This window comes from Cyanobacterium sp. uoEpiScrs1 (genome assembly GCF_947331815.1).
Taxonomy (GTDB): Bacteria; Cyanobacteriota; Cyanobacteriia; order Cyanobacteriales; family Microcystaceae; genus Rippkaea.
On record NZ_OX373462.1, the window covers coordinates 928880 to 946380 of the forward strand.

Here is a 17501-nt window from a genome sequence, read left to right on the forward strand (position 1 = left end):
TCTTAACTTATCTAGCCATAGGGTAAATTATTAACGTAAAATAATCTCATATATTCAGTAATTAAAACTAAGACAATGTATTCATAGTATAAAGTTGATGTAATTATGAGATTTAATCCTGAGTAACTCTTAAGAATATTGTTATTTTTTTAGCGTAACAACTATATATTATTTTACTCCTTATATTCATAAATTTCTTATATTCTGTTTTCTATCAGTAAATACTTTAATGTCTCATCATAACAATAATTTTTAACTCTATTGTATTCCAAGAATAATTAAATTCAATTAGGTATTGATAATGGTAAATGTCTAGATCATTGTGTGTTGTTTACTGTTTAGTTATCATAAACTATCGTAACTAACTTTTATTTTAATTAATTTTATAAAAATACTATAATCGTATAATATATTTTAGCCCAAAGAACTTCTATTATACTTATCGTATTACTAAAAACTTTCAGCTTAACAGCAAATAAAAGAATAAAACATATTCTATAGTATAGATAAATAATACTAAATTCTGACGATAATAATATATTTTTATACTATTGTCTAAAAATAAAAAAATGATATTATGTTTGTAGTACTTTTAAAAATTTTATTGATTTAAATATTAATAGTACAATAGATACTTAACAAAGTGCAAATTATTCAAGTTTAATCAAACTATTAAAAATACAATAAATTATTGGCGTGTTATTTATTCCTGAAAATATAAATTTTCTAAAAAAATTCAAATGAATAACTCTAAATACTTCATATCTCTCTCGAGTCTATTTGTAATAAAAAATCTCTTTGATTTGTCAACACTTATATTAGGTTTAAGAGGATAAATAAATATTTACATTTTTATCAAAAAGAACGCATTTTAAATTACCTTTGCGCATACATCTAAATACCTAATAGTCAAAATCACTAAATTTTAATATTAACTAGCTGACTGTAATTTAGTTTGATTATCAATATGTAAGCATAAAATTGAATATAAATAGTTACTTTTTGGCATAACTTCAACAATGTCATACTAAACAAGGCTACAGTTCTCATTTACCATAACTGCTAGTTTATTATGACTTAGTTGAAAAAGGCCAAAAACGTTCATGTTAAGCGTACTAAAAAATCTATAGAAGTTAATATTATGCCTAACTAAAGAAACTGTCTAAAAAGTAACTGTCAAAACTAATATACCCCAAGTATAGGTAGGGAATAATATCTGGCATGTAATTCAGTAGGAGATAATGAATATTGGTTAGGAAAACTAAACAGCTGAAAAGTATACTTTTGCCTTCACAGGATCAGGAATCATAGTTCTGTCTCCTTCTTTCCAATCTACAGGGCAGACCTCATCTGGGTGAGTCTGAACATGTTTAATTGCCTTAAGGGTTCGCAATGTTTCTTCAACACTACGACCAAAGGAAAGATTGTTAACAGTAGAATATTGAATAATTCCTTCTTTGTCAACGATAAACAGCCCTCTTAGGGCTACTCCAGCTTCTGGATCTAATACATTATAAGCAGTACTAATTTCTTTTTTAATATCAGAAATTAGGGGATAATTAATGTCACCAATTCCCCCTTCTTTACGATCAGTTTGAATCCAAGCCAGGTGAGAGAATTCACTATCGACTGACACGCCCAAAACTTCTGTATTAAGTTTGGTGAACTCGTCATAGTGATTGTTAAATGCTATGATTTCAGTGGGGCAAACAAAGGTAAAGTCTAAGGGATAGAAAAATAGGACAACATATTTGCCACGATAGCTTGATAGTCTTTTGGTCTGGAATTCCTGATCAATAACGGCTGTCGCGGTGAAGTCGGGCGCAGGTTGACCGACCTGCAGGCGTCCCTCTGTCGTCATAAGTTGTAATTCTCCTAAAATCTGCTGGACTTGGGAAAACTTTCACGTTTACCTTCGGTTCTGAATATATCATACAATCTCTACAAATGTGCCATTGCTCAATGGCACATTTGTTAAAATAAAATGGGTTCCTTTATCTCTGTCTGTAAAAAAATACATTAACAATATGTAGATAAAAAATCCTCCGTACTGCGATAGTCGGAGGGATTTTAGTCTACGAAAAGTGATTTAAGCGTTTTCACCAAAAATTTGATTTTTTAGGGCATCAAACTCGGCTATTAATTCTTGGCGGTTAGACGCTTTCCATAGATAACGCCAAACGAACCAGGCAGTATGAGTTAGCCCTACGAGTTGTAAAACAGGAGCTAAAAGGGGTATATCACTAATTGCTCCGAGAACTGCAACAATAATCTTAACGCTGATGATGGCAAGAAGGACAATCCCAAGAGTGGTCAGTAATTGTCTATAGGTGTTGAACCATTGTCCAATGTAATCAGATGCATTAGAAAGAAGATCAACTAAAGGTTCTAGCCACTCTTGCCAAGGTTGATCAATTGTAGAAGATTGCTTGGTAATTGTCCCTGGAACTTCAGTATCCAAGATTTGAGGGATCGTTTTTTCTTGAGCTTGGGATTCCATTGTACATCTATCCTTAATCTAAAATTGGAGATTTTTGTAGGCGACAAGACAGTCGCATCATTTAGTATACTGCCTAGTGTTTGCCCATATTGTTAGACACACCAATGCTTAGATCATTTCCTTGAAGCAACTGTCAACTTGCTATAATCTTCAAGTTTTAATCTTACGTCAATTCTAGCAGTTTGACGTCAGTTCATTCCGAGTTTTAATCCTCTAATTAGTAGTTGCCAAGATAGACTTTTGATGGGTCAATTTTTGAGAAAGTTCAGAATACTTATGACAATAAATCTCACAGGAGTTGTTTGGACTCTCGATTAATTTAACTTTATCAAGCTCTACACCGAGTTCTCCAATAGGTTTTTGCAGTAATTGAGCAATATGAAAGGTTATGTTTTCAGTGGTAGGAACAACTCGAGTAAAGTAAGGGATATCTTTGTTAAGAAAGTTATGGTCAAATGGTTCGACTACATAATTGTTGACGACCTCTTGTAAGGCTCCTAAATCTACTAACATTCCTGTACGTGTATCAATCTCTCCAGCAACAGAAACTTCGAGATGGTAGTTATGACCATGGCCATGGATACGAGCACATTTTCCATAAATTTTAGTGTTTTCTTCTAGGCTTAATTCGGGAAGAGCTAGGCGGTGTGCTGCACTAAAATGGGTTTGAACGGTTAAACTAGCTTTCATAGCATTTCCTTGGTATTGTGCCCATAATTGAGGATATTCAAATAATTGGATATTAGCAAGAGATAAATGGGGCGCTAACTTTTGCCAAATAATCCTTGCTAGGTTTTCGGTGGTGGGTAAAGTTTGTTGAAATTCTTTCCAAACGTCGTTTAGATAACTATAATCTAGCTGATCTATAACTTCTTTTTTGATAACTTGTTCAACGCTGGAAAGGTTTTCTACCATGCCATACTGATCAACCTCCCCGATTAAGGAAACGTATAGAACATAATTATGTCCATGACCAGGAAACTTTGCACAGGACCCAAATAGTCTTTTATTTTTCCCCTCATCGAATTCGGGTAGCCAATACCGATGACTTGCCGAGAATCTTGCGCGGCGGCTAATAATACATTCCATAAAAGTTGGAGGAAACAATTTTCGTAAAAGTTTAACAAACCCTGTCATCTTTAGCATAAACTAGTTAGAGACAAATTTTATTACTTAACTTTTATAAAGCAAGATGTTTTACTTAATCAAAAGTGAGTTATTTATCTCGAAAATAGTTAGTTTATTCATGTTTTTCAAGAAAAAGAAGTCCTAAAGTCTTATTCCTTAAGTCTTATTCCTTTAATAATTATCAGCTATTTTTATACTATGTAGCTGTTAATTGGTAATAGCAATTTCATAATATTTGAATATTTGGTGTAATAATTTGATTTACTATTTATTAAGTTCTAGTTTAAAATTTATTGATTTTAATAAACATAATTTTTTTAAAATTTTCTAAATATCCTAAAGATTCTAAAAATCTTTTGTTTTTTGTTCAGGTACAGCGAAATCCTAAAAAATATTGATAAATTTTGGCAATTAACGATATGAATTAGCTAGACAAACAAGTTAGCGCGCATTCATTCTGTGAGTAAAAATTAAATATCAAGGTTAAAAAAACTTAAATAAGAGTAAAATGTCAATAATTCTCTCTTTATTATCAAAAGAGCTCTATCATTTAAACCATCTACAATAGAAGCATGACATGTGCCTGTCTTTGAAATTGGTTTCGCTATCTTTGTGATAACATTAGACTTGACAATTGATATATATTACGGAGAGAAGAGAAATTAAAGTATCTTAGTTATCATGCTCTCTCAAATTGTTCGTCCTCTAGTTCAAACCCAAATCCGTTTGTTAGCAAATTCTCAAGCTACTCGAGCGACCCTAGTCGATACAATTGCTCGTTGGTTAGGTTATCTTGGAGTTCAAGCGATAGTTACCCAACTTTCTCCCAAGGCTGAACGCATTCATGTTTGTCTAACGGTAGCTAAACCTGATTCATGCGATACTAAGGACTGGCAACAAATTATTAAAAATCTACAAGTATCAGAAATAGATACTAGAAGATCATGCTCTAAGATTGACAGCTTAACCAATGAAAATTATTGCCATATGAATGATGGTCAACAATTGCAACTGTCTAGATTATTGGCCTATCTAATACAAGTAGGAGTTCCTAGTGATAAAATTGACTGGTATGAGGTAGAAGCCCAACTTTCTTCTCTTAAGTTGGATCAATCTATACTAATTAGTATTAGATCTGCTCTAAAAGTGCCTCAATCACCAGAATTATTGAAAGAACTTGATCCAGATGTCGCAGCGAACGTCTTTCCTATTGCGGTAAGGATTGCGTGGTTAGATCAAGAAATTAATCACCATGAAAATAATGCACTTATTGCTTTATTAGCAGCAATGAAATGATTTAAATTACTGATGAATTTATGATGTTTATATTAAAAATTATTTTTATTTTGAATAATTAATTAGCTAATATTCTCATCTAATTTTTATTTATTTTCTCGTTATATAGATTATTTTTTTACAATTAACTAGTTTACGTAATACTATTGTTAGTTGTCTGTTCAATCTATAGTACAAAAAGTTTTAAAAAGTATAAATTAGAGACAATAACTCAATAAATAAAGGTAGATAACTATAAGTGATTATATAGTTAGAGAATGTATAAATGCAAAATATTATGAAGTTTTTACCAAAAAATTTTTTTCTATATATTTTTAAAAAAAGTTCAGTATAAAATACTTTTTAGATAATTAAATAAATAAACAATTGCTAGTATTAATATTAACAATTGGCATCTCAACATTAATAAAGATTTTACTAGTTTCAGGTTAAATTAATTTTTTGATCAGAGAGTCTACATCTAATAGTCAATTTTTAATTATTTTAAACGTTTATTTAGTTTATGCTGTTGAACTCAAAGCTTCATTCGCTAATATTTGCAATGTATTTAAATTAAGCAATCTACTTTTCATATATATTAAAGTTTCAACGTTAAATTTTTAATCATACTTTAATAAAAGTACTATTGCAGCTAGTTATTTAACATCAGATACGATCAAAAAATACTTTTGTAGTTATTAACCTAATAGGAGGTGTCTTTAAAGTGCAAGGTTTGAGTGAAAATTTTTGCTATCAAAAATACAGGCGAAGAGTGTTGCTATCACTTGTAAAAAGGTTAAGTCAAGCAAAAAGATAAGACGAATAAAGTTTAATCTGCAATCATGAATAATCATTGTGTTTAAATAGCCAACTATCTTAAGATAAAAATGGATACGAAAAGCACAAAGTAAAAGTTTAAGTCTAAGGAGATCTAGTAAAATTATGAGTTTTGATTTCGATTTATTCGTCATCGGTGGTGGTTCAGGAGGGATTGCTACTGCTAGACGCGCCGCAGAATATGGAGCTAAGGTCGGATTGGCAGAGTTTGATCGTCTAGGAGGGACCTGTGTGAACAGAGGATGTATTCCCAAAAAATTAATGGTTTATACTTCTCACTTTCCTAGCATTTTGGAAGAGTCCCAAGGATATGGATGGAGTCCAGTTAAGAGCACTCTTGACTGGAGTAAAATGGTTAAATCCATCAACGGGGAAGTTGATCGCCTTAATGGTATTTACCAAAAAATGTTAGATAAATCTAATGTTCGAGTATATCGTACTTATGGTAGACTTCTCGGCCCACACACAGTGGAAGTAGGTGACACTGAAGTCACTGCTGATAAAATTTTAATCGCTGTGGGGGGACGTCCTATTAAACCTGATATTCCGGGAAAAGAATATTTAGTGACCTCTAATGCGATGTTTGAACTACCAAAAAAACCCAAACGTGTAGTGATTTGGGGGGGAGGTTACATTGGGGTAGAATTTGCCTGTATTATGCATGGACTGGGATCAGACGTAATCCAAATTATTCGCCGCGATAAAATATTGAAAGGATTTGATGAAGATCTCCGATCTGCCATCCAAGAATCTATGCTAGAACATGGTATTCGTATCTTGAATAACTGTTCCATCTCTGGAGTAAAAAAAACAAACCAAGGTTTAACAGTTTCTCTAGAAGGAGATAGCAATAATGATATGGTCTTAACTGATGCTATTGGATTAGCTGCCACTGGGCGTATCCCTAATTTAGATAACCTAGGACTAGAAAATACAGGAGTTGAAGTACAAAATGGAATAATCATTGTCGATAAATATAGTCAAACTGCTGAACCGAATATATATGCAGTAGGAGACTGTACAGATCGCATCAATCTTACTCCTGTCGCTATTGGTGAAGGTCGCGCCTTTGCTGACGCTAAATTTGGTGGTAAATCATGTACGATGAGTTACGAGAATATCCCATCTGCCGTATTTAGTACCCCAGAAGCTGCTACTGTAGGATTAACTGAAGCACAAGCTAAAAAACAATATGGGGAAAGTACTATCAAAGTCTATCGCAGCAAGTTTCGCCCTATGTATTATGTATTGTCTGGAAAAGAGGAAAAAACTTTTATGAAACTTGTTGTCCATAAAGAAAGTGATCGGGTTTTAGGTGCACACATGGTAGGAGATCATGCAGCTGAAATCATTCAGGGAGTGGCGATTGCAGTGAAAATGGGAGCCACGAAAGCTGACTTTGATACTACTATTGGTATTCATCCAAGTTCTGCCGAAGAATTTGTGACTATGCGTTAAGTGTTTTGATTGTAGAATTCAGGGAGGGTTTAATTAATAATTTCATTAGATTTGCCCTAAAAGTCTTTATTTGTTGAAATACATAAATCTACATCTAAAAATCCCTTTATTTTTTGCATAGTACGATAATAGAGAGCTTTCATAAAAGCTCCCATAAAAGCTCCCTATTATCGTGTCATAATGGAACGCAGTACAATTTGTCACTGTCATTTATTTTTCTAATATGTTTGTTTGAGGTGTTTAGATTTATTTTCCATTCTAGTGTTTACGACTTAGATAATAATTCACAAAGTTTTCACTAAAAATATAACTGCTATCTAATATGCTTTAAGCTATCTAATCTTTAAGCTCGATTAAAACAAACATCTAAAGTTCTAAACTCAATTGGATGTAATTTTTGTTTTCTTGTTGCTGAATTCCAGTCATTTCCAACCTACTGTTTGTATATTCTTCAATCCAAGATTCAGAACTACCTGGAGATTTTTCATCTCTTATCCACCATTGTCTAAAGATTTCTTGTCTAGCATCACTAGGAAGAACAACTTGGTACACTCGCACTCGCTTTTTATCAACTTTTTGAGAACCAATACAAGTTAATCCATAGCCAATTTTATCTAATAAGCGCCTTATGATTGTGATAGGGCTAGAATTTTTAGCAATACCAATTCCTGTAATAGTTTTTATTTCTGCTCGGTTTTTAATAGCAATTCTTGCCATAGCTTGTAAGTCTTCATCTGTAGGTTTTAACTTTCGCTTATGGTTCATGAGTAACACAGGAATTCCTAATACCTCCATCGTTCCAATAATTCCCCCTAATTGAGAACCATTAAAATCAGGCACAAAAAGACTACCTTGTCCTTCCTCTAAGAATTTTTTCGCAAAAATAGTATCTCTATTTGTTAAATAAGAACGTCCCAAAGTTAAAAAATAATGAAGACGAATCTTGTTATACCATCCTTCATTGTCTAAGGCAACTAATTGAGGAGTTACTTCAATACAGTAGCGTTTTTGTAAATTATATTTTCTGATGTTATGCCGTTCAACCGCAGTTTTAACTAACCTCTTATTTAATATTTGATATTGTTGGTCCGTAATTTCCTTCCCTCTTGCAATCATTAAACATTCTTCATAATAATTCTGTTCTCTAATACTTTCAATTGCTTTTATTAATTGATGAGAATTTTGACTATTATCATATAAGTATTTTTTATGTGCTTTAGTATCTTTAATTTTGACTAGTTTTTTCTTACGAAATACTAAATGATTTTTATTACTAATATTTCTTAGTATAGATTCTCGATAATGAATCATTGAAGCATTAACACGAACTGCCATTTTGGCCCAACAAAGTAAAGATTCTGCTTGGAATTCTATATCTATATCATCTAGAGCTTCTAAATCAGATTGTTGTAGTAGCTTGATGTTTAATTGAGTAACACGATTGCTAGAAGTTAATAAATTAGGAATTGAGGTAGAGCCATTTCCAACTGTATTAAAGCCATAAGAAGCACACCAAAGATAACGAGGAATATTATCCCGAATTCGTCCTAACGATTGACAGACAGAAGTAGCAGCTTGTATTCCTTGGAATAATCCCCAAACAGAGGTAAAATGATTTTTGACATCAATACTAATCCCTGTCTCAATAGAAGGACTAGCCAAAATAATATCGTAATTCAACAAGATTTTATTTAAATAGTTGATAGATTGATAAGCATCATGATTAGGATCAGTTAATGATTCAGAATCAATTCTTAGGATTTTTATCTCCGGAAATCGCTTTTTTAAGTAAAATTCTAGAGTTTGTGTACCCCACTTGCTCGTTAATTTCTGAGCAGATAGACAAACGAAAGGTTTACCCCCTTCCTGAATATGTTGTACTAAATCTTTGAGCCATTCTCGGGGTGTAACTTCTGAATAATTATGCACCATCCATGCTTCTTTATCCCTAGGTTTCCAGTTATTAGTTATGATAAAAGGTTTAAATTTAATCCCAATTAAAGAAATTAAATAATCGAGAGAAACATCACTTAAATCTGCATCAGAAACAACTATTTTTCCTTGAGATTCTAAATTTTGTTCAAGTAGCTTCTTAAAAGATCTTAGAATAGATACCCTATTTTTTTTGCAAGTATTTGAGTTTAATACATGCCATAAAACCTGTTCAACCTCATCTATAATAATTAGACCATTCGCCCAATCACTAGGGTTAAACTTAGATAACGAATTAGGATGAAGAGAATCAATACAAAGTCCACATCCTTTGAACTCTTTAACATTATTTTTATTGATGTCTGTCAAATAAGGAATTTTAAATCGTTGACAAAGTTGTTCAACTAACTTAATGCGATGACCAATTACTAATATCTTTTGTTGACGAGAAACAGCCTGTTCAACAATCTTTTCAAGAGCCTTAGTTTTTCCAGTTCCTATCGGTGATTTAATCCCTATTAAACTAGCAGTTGCAGGAATTGATAAGTCTTCTAAATATCTAGTATTAAGCTCAATGTCAGAAGGATAAGTTAACTGACTCAAACTTTGTACTTTCCAAGTTGTTAAAGGTAAAGCTTTTTCGTATACTTTGTCAAAACTTTCAATTCCTTTAGAAGCTAAAAAATCATCTACCCCCTTTCCAGATTTTGATGACCAAACAATAACGTTAACTTGACACCCTGCTTGAGTGAATAAACTTCCCAATTTTCTAATAGCAGAATTTGTTGCCTTGATAGCACTTGGTTTGCTATCCTGATCAAAGGCGATATAAATTTTTCTTCCCGAAACTGCTAACTTTTTGAGTTGAGGAATAAGATTAGTTTTACCAATTCGGTTACCCAACTTATCTCTAGGAGTTCGATAACCATTATTAACCCCTGGGAGAGCAATGGCAGCATATCCTGCAGTTAGTAATGCCCCAGCTTTTTTAGCCCCTTCAGTAATACAAAGGGGAATTGAAGGATGATTTATGATCCATTGCCAAAATCCTAAATCCGAAAGTTGATTATTAATCTTGTCTAAAGTAAAATCTTGGTGGTGACGTTGAGCTAATTGTTGCCACAAACGCAACGGCACCCGTAGGGCAAAAATCCCTGCGGATGTTTTAGGTGGATGTTCATATTTGATTAACTTCCGCTCATCATAACTCATTCGAGGGAAATTGGGCTTAAAGCATCCCCATAAATCTTCAGAACCCGTCAATAAGTCTACTCCTGAACACCACCAACCCCCTTGTTTCGTATGCTCATAGCGTCTTAAAATAGAGTTATTGACCCGACCGTCATTACGTCTAGGAAGTTTTTTGGAATACAACAAATAATCTAAAGGAGAAGTTCCCTCTAAGGCTGTTACATTGAGATTAATCAATTGTTCATCAACACCGCTATTTTGCCATTCCTGCCTATGGTTCATTGTTCCTTCTTTATCCTAGACTAATTGAAGCAAACTCTATATGTAGTGTTTGGATCTCTAATATTAAAAGAAAGACTCTAGATAGGGAAGATACTAATGAACTATTTAACAAAATTATTCTAATAACAGTATAAAATTTAGTAGTATTTTTCTCGATAAGTTACATAAGCATACGGTATTAATTTCTCTGTGTTGTGAGGTGGATAATTTTTATGAAAAGAAACAAAGAAATAAATACTGTCTCTAGTATTTATTGGGATATAGTATTGTAGATATACAATCCTATTTAATTCTTATCTTTAAATACGCAAAAAAAATTTTTAAAACTAGAATCCATATAGCTAAAAATTTAGTAAAAAACAAGGAAATTTTATCAATTTTAAGTCAAAAGCAAGTATTTTTTATTAAAAAAAGAAGATATAAGCAGATAACTAAAAAGTAAGTTAAATTATAAAGAAAATTTTTGAATGAGGACAAGGGCATGTATTGACATACACTAGAATTAGTTAATTGTTGTAAACTAGCTATACTGTATCCTGTTTTTAAAATAAAATTGAATAAGCTATGAAAATATAAATTTTATCAGGCTTTAAATTCATATTTTCTTGACATTAGTTTAGTTCTGTATTAGTTGTTGTTAGGACTAGCTTAGTCATATTTAGTTCACTTTTTCTAAATTTTAATATCGTTAGGTTTATTCTAATTAGATTCTTCTAAAGTATTTTGTTGTAAATAAAAAATATAATTCTAAATGCTAAAAAATACCTAAAGTATTCAACATATTCCATGATCTTTGTATATATCTAAATAAATTAAATTATTTAATTAACTTCTCAATTTTAAAATCAAAATCACTCATCCCTTTAAGAGATTCAACCCTAAAATAATAATTACCTTTGATATTACTAGTAAAAATACATGTTGCAGAAGGTTCAGGACTACTATCTTGGATAATTGCTTGTCCATTTGGATCTTCAACATAAAGATTAAAATCTACGTTTTTAGCCGTTGGAATCACTACAACTTTCCAAACAACATCATTATCAAGATGACAGTAATAATTACGAGAAAAAATAATTTTTACAGGGTTAACATCAATAGCAAACTTACAATTTCCTTTAACCGATGTTACTATAAATAAATATATTCCATCTACAAAACTAGTAAATGTACAGTAGGCATCAGCATTATTGCTATTGTCCTGGGCAATGATATTGCCCACAGGATCTTCAACAATCAAATCGAAATCAACATCGTCCCGCTCGGGAACAACGGACACCCGCCAAGTCTTACCTTGAGATAATTCACAAGTATAGGTCTGGAAAAATTCGTTCATGGTGTCTCCCGTTGATGATAGCTTAATACCGTATTACTCAATAACATTGCCACGGTCATCGGACCTATTCCCCCAGGCACTGGTGTAATATATCGAACTATATCGGCCACAGATTTAAAATCTACGTCCCCTACCAACTGAAAAGTTCCATCCCCTCGAACAACACGGTTAATCCCTACGTCGATAACTATCGCTCCAGGTTTGACCATATCTGCATTAATGAACTCTGGTTTGCCTACTGCAACAATTAAAATATCTCCTTGATAAGTCACACTGCGTAAATCTTGGGTACGAGAATGAGCCATGGTCACTGTGGCATTTTTTTCAAGTAACATTAATCCTAACGGTTTACCCACTAAAATACTTCTTCCTACTACCACTGCATGTTTACCTGCTAATTCGATCTGATATTCTTCTAATAGACGCATAACACCAGCGGGAGTACAACTGCGTAATCCAGGTTCACCACGCATTAGACGTCCCAAGTTCATTGGATGAAGACCATCAGCATCTTTATTTGGGTCAATGGTTAATAATAGTTTGACTGCGTCTAAGTGGGCTGGCAAGGGTAACTGAACTAAGATTCCATCCACTCTAGGATCTTCATTAAGTTCTCTAATAACGCACTCCAGATCATGTTGAGATATATTTTTAGGAAAATGATGACCGAAAGAAGTAATTCCTACTCTAGCGCAAGCCCGCTCTTTATTACGAACATAAACGGTACTAGCAGGATCATCTCCTACCATTAATACGGCTAATCCTGGAGGACGGCCAATCTTAGGTTGTTGCTTTTGCACCCAGGATTGAAGTTCACTCTGAATTTTTTCTGCTAAGGCTTTACCGTTTAATACGAAAGAAGAAGTTGAAGAAGACATTGACAAATGATTGGTGAATTTAAAATTAGTAAAAGTTTCAAGGTGTCCTTTCAGTTAAAATATCTCAGTTAAGTAAAACTATTCCCACTCATCATGAAAGATTTAAACATTAGAATTTGCCATGGTGGATTTTTGTTATTGCTACTGGGAGAAATTATTGGCTGTAATCGACTGAATTTTTTCAGAATCGCTCAAATACCAGTAACTCCTATTAGTGAACTCATCCAACATCAGCAACAAGATGAAGACCCTCGAACTCAAGAGACAATTTATTACATTAAGGGAACTGTGGTTGATAATGCGCCTTTTATAGATAAAGGTTCTTATAGACTTCACGATGATACAGGGACAATTTGGGTTCTGACCAATGACATTCTTCCTAAACCAGGAGATCTTATAACAATCAAAGGACGGGTAGAACATCAGCCAATTTCTATTGGAGGTCGGAATTTGAACGAATTGTATGTTTTAGAGATAGAACAACTTAAGACTCAGTCTCAATCTATCAACCAACCGACACAACCGTCATCTCCTTCTCAACCCCAGTCTACATCCACATCGGATTTGGATATTAATAAACTTCTATTACCTCATAAAAGTAACTCAAAATAAAACTAAATGACAATAAAAAACATGCAATAGCATAAACACTCGTCATTATCTCGATTATATCTAACTAATATTGGAGTTAAAGACATTAAACTCCTTAAACTCCTCTTAAGTCAGTCTTGATGATTATTCGCCAAAAGAATGATTGCTTGCCAAAATTGCTTGATAACATACCCATGTTCATACATATTGAAATACTGGGATTTTTTTTCGTCATGTAGAATAAGGAAAACTCCAGAACATTCACTAACACAGGAATTAGTTGAAGGAATTAATTATAAAGTTCCTAACCATATATAGTTTAGAGTTTATAATGGACCAAATATTACTCTTTATCTTTATTCTTTTCCTTTAACTTTTGTGATACGACAATTAGTTTTACAAGAAGAAATTGATTTCTGCTTAGTACATGTGGATACTACTAAACAAGAACGATGCTATTCTAAAAAAACAATCAGGTTCATCTCATCGAAAAAGATTATCAGATAGTCCTACTTTATTTTTTCAAAGACAACTTAAAGTAAAAAGAAAACATAGTGCATGTCTATACTTACACTTAATTCTTATATTGTGGTGGTTAATCGAAGCCATCGAGGTTAAAAGAAACTAGTTCCATTACCTGAATTCGTTAATTTGCTAGAACCATTTTGTATTGTCATTATTCTGCAAAAATCACCATGAATAGTCCGATAAAACCCGTTTGGATTCACCAAATTTGTCTTTGGGGAGGAATGATCGCAGCCGTAACTTCCCAGTCTCTGACTACTCCTGCATTTAGTTCTCCTGAATCATCGATAACTATTTTAGAAGACAATCCTAAGGTGATCGTCGATGAGATGTGGCAAATTGTTAATAATGAGTTTGTAGATAAAGAATTCAATAGAGTTGAATGGAAAGAAAAGCGTCAGGAATTGCTAGTCCAAAATTATGCTAACCGCGAGCAGGCATATAAAGCTATTCAAAAAGCCTTAAAATGGCTAGGAGATCCTTACACTCGTTTTTTGAACCCTAATCATTTTGCCACTCTTACTAGTCAAACTTCTGGAGAATTATCCGGTGTGGGGATTAGATTGACACTCGACAGACGTACTAGTCAATTGTACGTGGTAGAGACCGTTAGAAGTTCACCGGCCGCTAAGGCGGGTATTAAAGAAGGTGATCGCCTTATCCGCATCAATGGTAAGCCAACAGCGTTAATGACTCTTGAACAGGCTCGAGATGCGGTTACAGGAGAAATAGGAACTGACATCAGTCTACAATTATCTCGTAAAAATAAAGGGATATTTCAAGTCACCTTAACACGAGCACAGATCGAAATTGCTGCTGTAAGTTATAACCTAAAACAAGAAGCTCAACTTCGTATCGGCTATATTCGCCTCGACGAGTTCAGTTCTCGCGCCGCTGAACAAATGAGGAATGCCATACAAGATTTGAGTGAAAAAGAAGTATCCGGTTATATTTTAGATTTACGGGGAAATCCAGGAGGATTACTTCTTGCTAGCATAGATATTGCCCGTCTTTGGTTAAAAACAGGGGAGATTGTCATGACGGTTGATCGTCGTGGTGGTGATCGCCATTTTTTAGCTAATGGAACTTCATTAACAGATTTACCTTTAGTGGTATTAGTAAATAAAGGCTCAGCCAGTGCTAGTGAAATATTGGCAGGAGCTTTAAAAGAAAATGGACGGGCAACAGTGGTAGGGACTAGTACTTATGGCAAGGGAACAGTACAGTCAGTTCACTCCTTATCAGATGGGTCTGGTTTAGCAGTTACCATTGCCCGGTATTATCCCCCTAGTGGGGAGGATATTAATCAAAGAGGTATTAACCCCGATGTTTACCTAGACTTGAGTATGGAAAAACACATACAACTTAAAAATGATCCTAGTTTAATGGGGACTCATGCTGACCCTCAATACAAAGTAGCTATTAACGTATTAAGAAAAAATGTTCTCCCTATTTCTTTACCCAAAATATCTAAGCCAGTTAGTCTTCGTTGGGAAAATTTACACGAGGTGGTGAAAGATAAAACCTTCATAGGGAAATAATAAACTGACACATTGAGAATACTTGAATTGTTTATTATCTGAATTAATGTATAATCCTGATGGTTATTTTATAAGATAAGAGGCACCTAATATTACATATAGAGTGTCAAAGATAAAGAGATTTTGAGACATAGATTTAGCAAGCTAAATTAGCTATAATTCTAGTCGTTAATAGTTAATACACTTAATTAAGAACAATCATTAACAACAGTAGCCCCAAGGACGAAAAGAACTTAACTATAATCTTTTTTGTTAAAGAAATATTATAGTTTGATATGACACTTATTTTATAAGGCAATTTAGGTTATCAATCTTATATACTACCGAATATTACAGTTGAATAGTGGCTCGGCGTAAAGACTTAATAGTGCTTATGGTTAATTCACTCACCTGTTCAATATCTTGGGTAGTTGTAAATCGTCCTAGTCCGAAACGCAAAGAGGAATAGGCCAATGACTTCTGACATCCTAAAGCCATGAGAACATGAGAAGGAGTTGTTTTTACTGAAGAACAAGCAGATCCTGAAGATACTGCTACTGTTGGTTGTAATCCTAGTAATAAGGCAGATCCATCAACTTTTTCAACACTAATGTTGAGGTTACCTGGTAACCGCTGAGTGGGGTGACCATTAAGATGAATACCACCTAGTTGATTTAATCGATGCCAAAGATAATCGCGTAATCGGCTTTGACGTTTTCCTTCAGACTCTATTTCTCCCAATCCTAACTCCACAGCCTTAGCAAATCCTACAATCTGGGGAGTACCAAGAGTTCCTGAGCGTATTCCTCTTTCTTGTCCTCCTCCATGCAACTGAGCAGCTAAACGGACTCTAGGGTTACGACGGCGAATATACAATGCCCCAATGCCTTTAGGTCCATAAATTTTATGGGCAGTCAAAGATACAACATCTAAGTTCATTGTTTGAACATCTAGAGGAATTTTTCCGATCGCTTGCGCTGCATCGCTGTGAAATAAAATTTGATGATCATGACAAATCTGTCCAATTTCTGCTAAAGGCTGAATAACCCCAATTTCATTATTAGCCGCCATAACTGAAATTAAAATCGTATCAGGACGAATAGCTTTTTCTAATTCATCAAAATCGATTAATCCATTCCTTTGAACAGATAAGAGAGTAATTTCAAATCCTAATTTTTCTAAATAATGACACGGCTCCAATACTGCTCTATGTTCAGTCTGAACAGTAATAATATGTTGTCCTTTATCAAAATAGGCCTCGGCAATTCCTTTGATTGCTAGATTATTAGCCTCTGTAGCCCCACTGGTAAAAATAATTTCTTCAGGACTACAATTGACAGCATCTGCTAAAGTATTTCTTGCTTTCCTGACGGCTGCCTCGCTTTCCCATCCATAAATATGAGTAGTGCTTGAAGGATTACCAAAATGTTGAGTAAAATAAGGTATCATAGCCTCCAATACCCGCTCATCCATGGGAGTTGTGGCGTGATGGTCTAAGTAAATGGGACGTTGAGACATGACTATATATAACCCACCCACAGATATTCAGTACTTGATTCTTTTACACCAGCACTAACCCTAATACACTACCATCGTAGTACCTAACATTGCTTCCATTCTTCATGATAACGTATTTTTTCTTAGGCGTAAGATTTTTATAGCCCTAGCCAGATATCCTGTGTGCTGAAAGTTTTGTTTAAATTGTTGAAACTCTCCTGCATCAAACCAAAGTCCATGGCACTTTAAACAAGTTTCATACCAAAGAGGATATTCGTCAAAATCAAGTATTTTGATCATTGAAATTTGACATCGGGGACAGTTAACTTTTTTTTGTAATGATTCTGATGGATTCTCCTCCTGAAAATTACCCGAGTCTATAATCTCAGAACCTTTAATATTTTTTAGCTGTTCGGCTTCTAAAGAGTCCAACCAAATTCCTAGACATTGGCAACACCGATCCACTTCGGTCTCTTCATAGATAATTTTTTCCAAATTGCCCCCACATTTTGGACAGATTGATATATTCATAAATTCTTGTTACTGGTATT

The 17501-nt window shown here is 33.7% G+C and carries 12 protein-coding genes; 4 read left to right on the forward strand and 8 right to left on the reverse strand.

Going from position 1 to position 17501, the window contains the following annotated elements:
* Positions 1-1261 precede the first annotated feature (1261 nt).
* The 3 genes from OXU93_RS03235 to OXU93_RS03245 all read right to left on the reverse strand — a co-directional run bounded on the left by OXU93_RS03235 (position 1262) and on the right by OXU93_RS03245 (position 3589).
* A complete protein-coding gene (locus tag OXU93_RS03235; RefSeq protein ID WP_267384447.1) occupies positions 1262-1861 on the reverse strand; it encodes a peroxiredoxin in 600 nt (199 codons plus the stop codon).
* 228 nt (positions 1862-2089) lie between these two features.
* Complete coding sequence (locus tag OXU93_RS03240) at positions 2090-2500, reverse strand: CAAD domain-containing protein (protein WP_267384448.1); 411 nt, start codon at positions 2498-2500, stop codon at positions 2090-2092.
* Positions 2501-2713: 213 nt separating this feature from the next.
* Positions 2714-3589 carry a 6-pyruvoyl trahydropterin synthase family protein gene (locus tag OXU93_RS03245; protein ID WP_267384770.1) on the reverse strand — a complete coding sequence of 292 codons (876 nt, stop codon included), beginning with the start codon at positions 3587-3589 and terminating at the stop codon, positions 2714-2716.
* Positions 3590-4309: 720 nt separating this feature from the next.
* On the opposite strand from OXU93_RS03245, the gene OXU93_RS03250 reads away from it, so the two are divergent.
* Together OXU93_RS03250 and gor are read left to right on the forward strand one after the other, a co-directional pair.
* A complete protein-coding gene (locus tag OXU93_RS03250; RefSeq protein ID WP_267384449.1) occupies positions 4310-4924 on the forward strand; it encodes a hypothetical protein in 615 nt (204 codons plus the stop codon).
* A 921-nt stretch (positions 4925-5845) separates the two neighbouring features.
* On the forward strand, positions 5846-7198 hold the full coding sequence (gene gor, locus OXU93_RS03255) for a glutathione-disulfide reductase (RefSeq protein ID WP_267384450.1): 1353 nt from the start codon (positions 5846-5848) through the stop codon (positions 7196-7198).
* A gap of 366 nt (positions 7199-7564) precedes the next feature.
* Here gor and OXU93_RS03260 read toward each other — a convergent pair whose 3' ends face one another.
* From OXU93_RS03260 to folD, 3 genes are all read right to left on the reverse strand, one after another.
* The gene (locus OXU93_RS03260) at positions 7565-10603 is read right to left on the reverse strand and encodes a plasmid replication protein, CyRepA1 family (RefSeq protein ID WP_267384451.1); all 3039 of its coding nucleotides are present in this window, start codon (positions 10601-10603) and stop codon (positions 7565-7567) included.
* Positions 10604-11420: 817 nt separating this feature from the next.
* The gene (locus tag OXU93_RS03265; RefSeq protein WP_267384452.1) at positions 11421-11939 is read right to left on the reverse strand and encodes a hypothetical protein; all 519 of its coding nucleotides are present in this window, start codon (positions 11937-11939) and stop codon (positions 11421-11423) included.
* On the reverse strand, positions 11936-12817 hold the full coding sequence (gene folD, locus OXU93_RS03270) for a bifunctional methylenetetrahydrofolate dehydrogenase/methenyltetrahydrofolate cyclohydrolase FolD (RefSeq protein ID WP_267384453.1): 882 nt from the start codon (positions 12815-12817) through the stop codon (positions 11936-11938). Before folD ends, OXU93_RS03265 begins: the two co-directional genes overlap by 4 nt.
* 93 nt (positions 12818-12910) lie before the next feature.
* Here folD and OXU93_RS03275 point away from each other — a divergent pair, with 93 nt between their 5' ends.
* Together OXU93_RS03275 and ctpB are read left to right on the forward strand one after the other, a co-directional pair.
* Complete coding sequence (locus tag OXU93_RS03275) at positions 12911-13429, forward strand: DNA-binding protein (RefSeq protein WP_267384454.1); 519 nt, start codon at positions 12911-12913, stop codon at positions 13427-13429.
* 674 nt (positions 13430-14103) lie between these two features.
* Entirely contained in the window at positions 14104-15474 is a 1371-nt protein-coding gene (ctpB, locus tag OXU93_RS03280) for a carboxyl-terminal processing protease CtpB (protein ID WP_267384455.1), read from the forward strand.
* 330 nt (positions 15475-15804) lie between these two features.
* On the opposite strand, the gene OXU93_RS03285 is transcribed toward ctpB, so the two are convergent.
* Together OXU93_RS03285 and OXU93_RS03290 are read right to left on the reverse strand one after the other, a co-directional pair.
* A complete protein-coding gene (locus OXU93_RS03285) occupies positions 15805-16971 on the reverse strand; it encodes a cysteine desulfurase family protein (RefSeq protein ID WP_267384456.1) in 1167 nt (388 codons plus the stop codon).
* 102 nt (positions 16972-17073) lie between these two features.
* Entirely contained in the window at positions 17074-17481 is a 408-nt protein-coding gene (locus OXU93_RS03290) for a zf-TFIIB domain-containing protein (protein ID WP_267384457.1), read from the reverse strand.
* Positions 17482-17501: the final 20 nt, after the last annotated feature.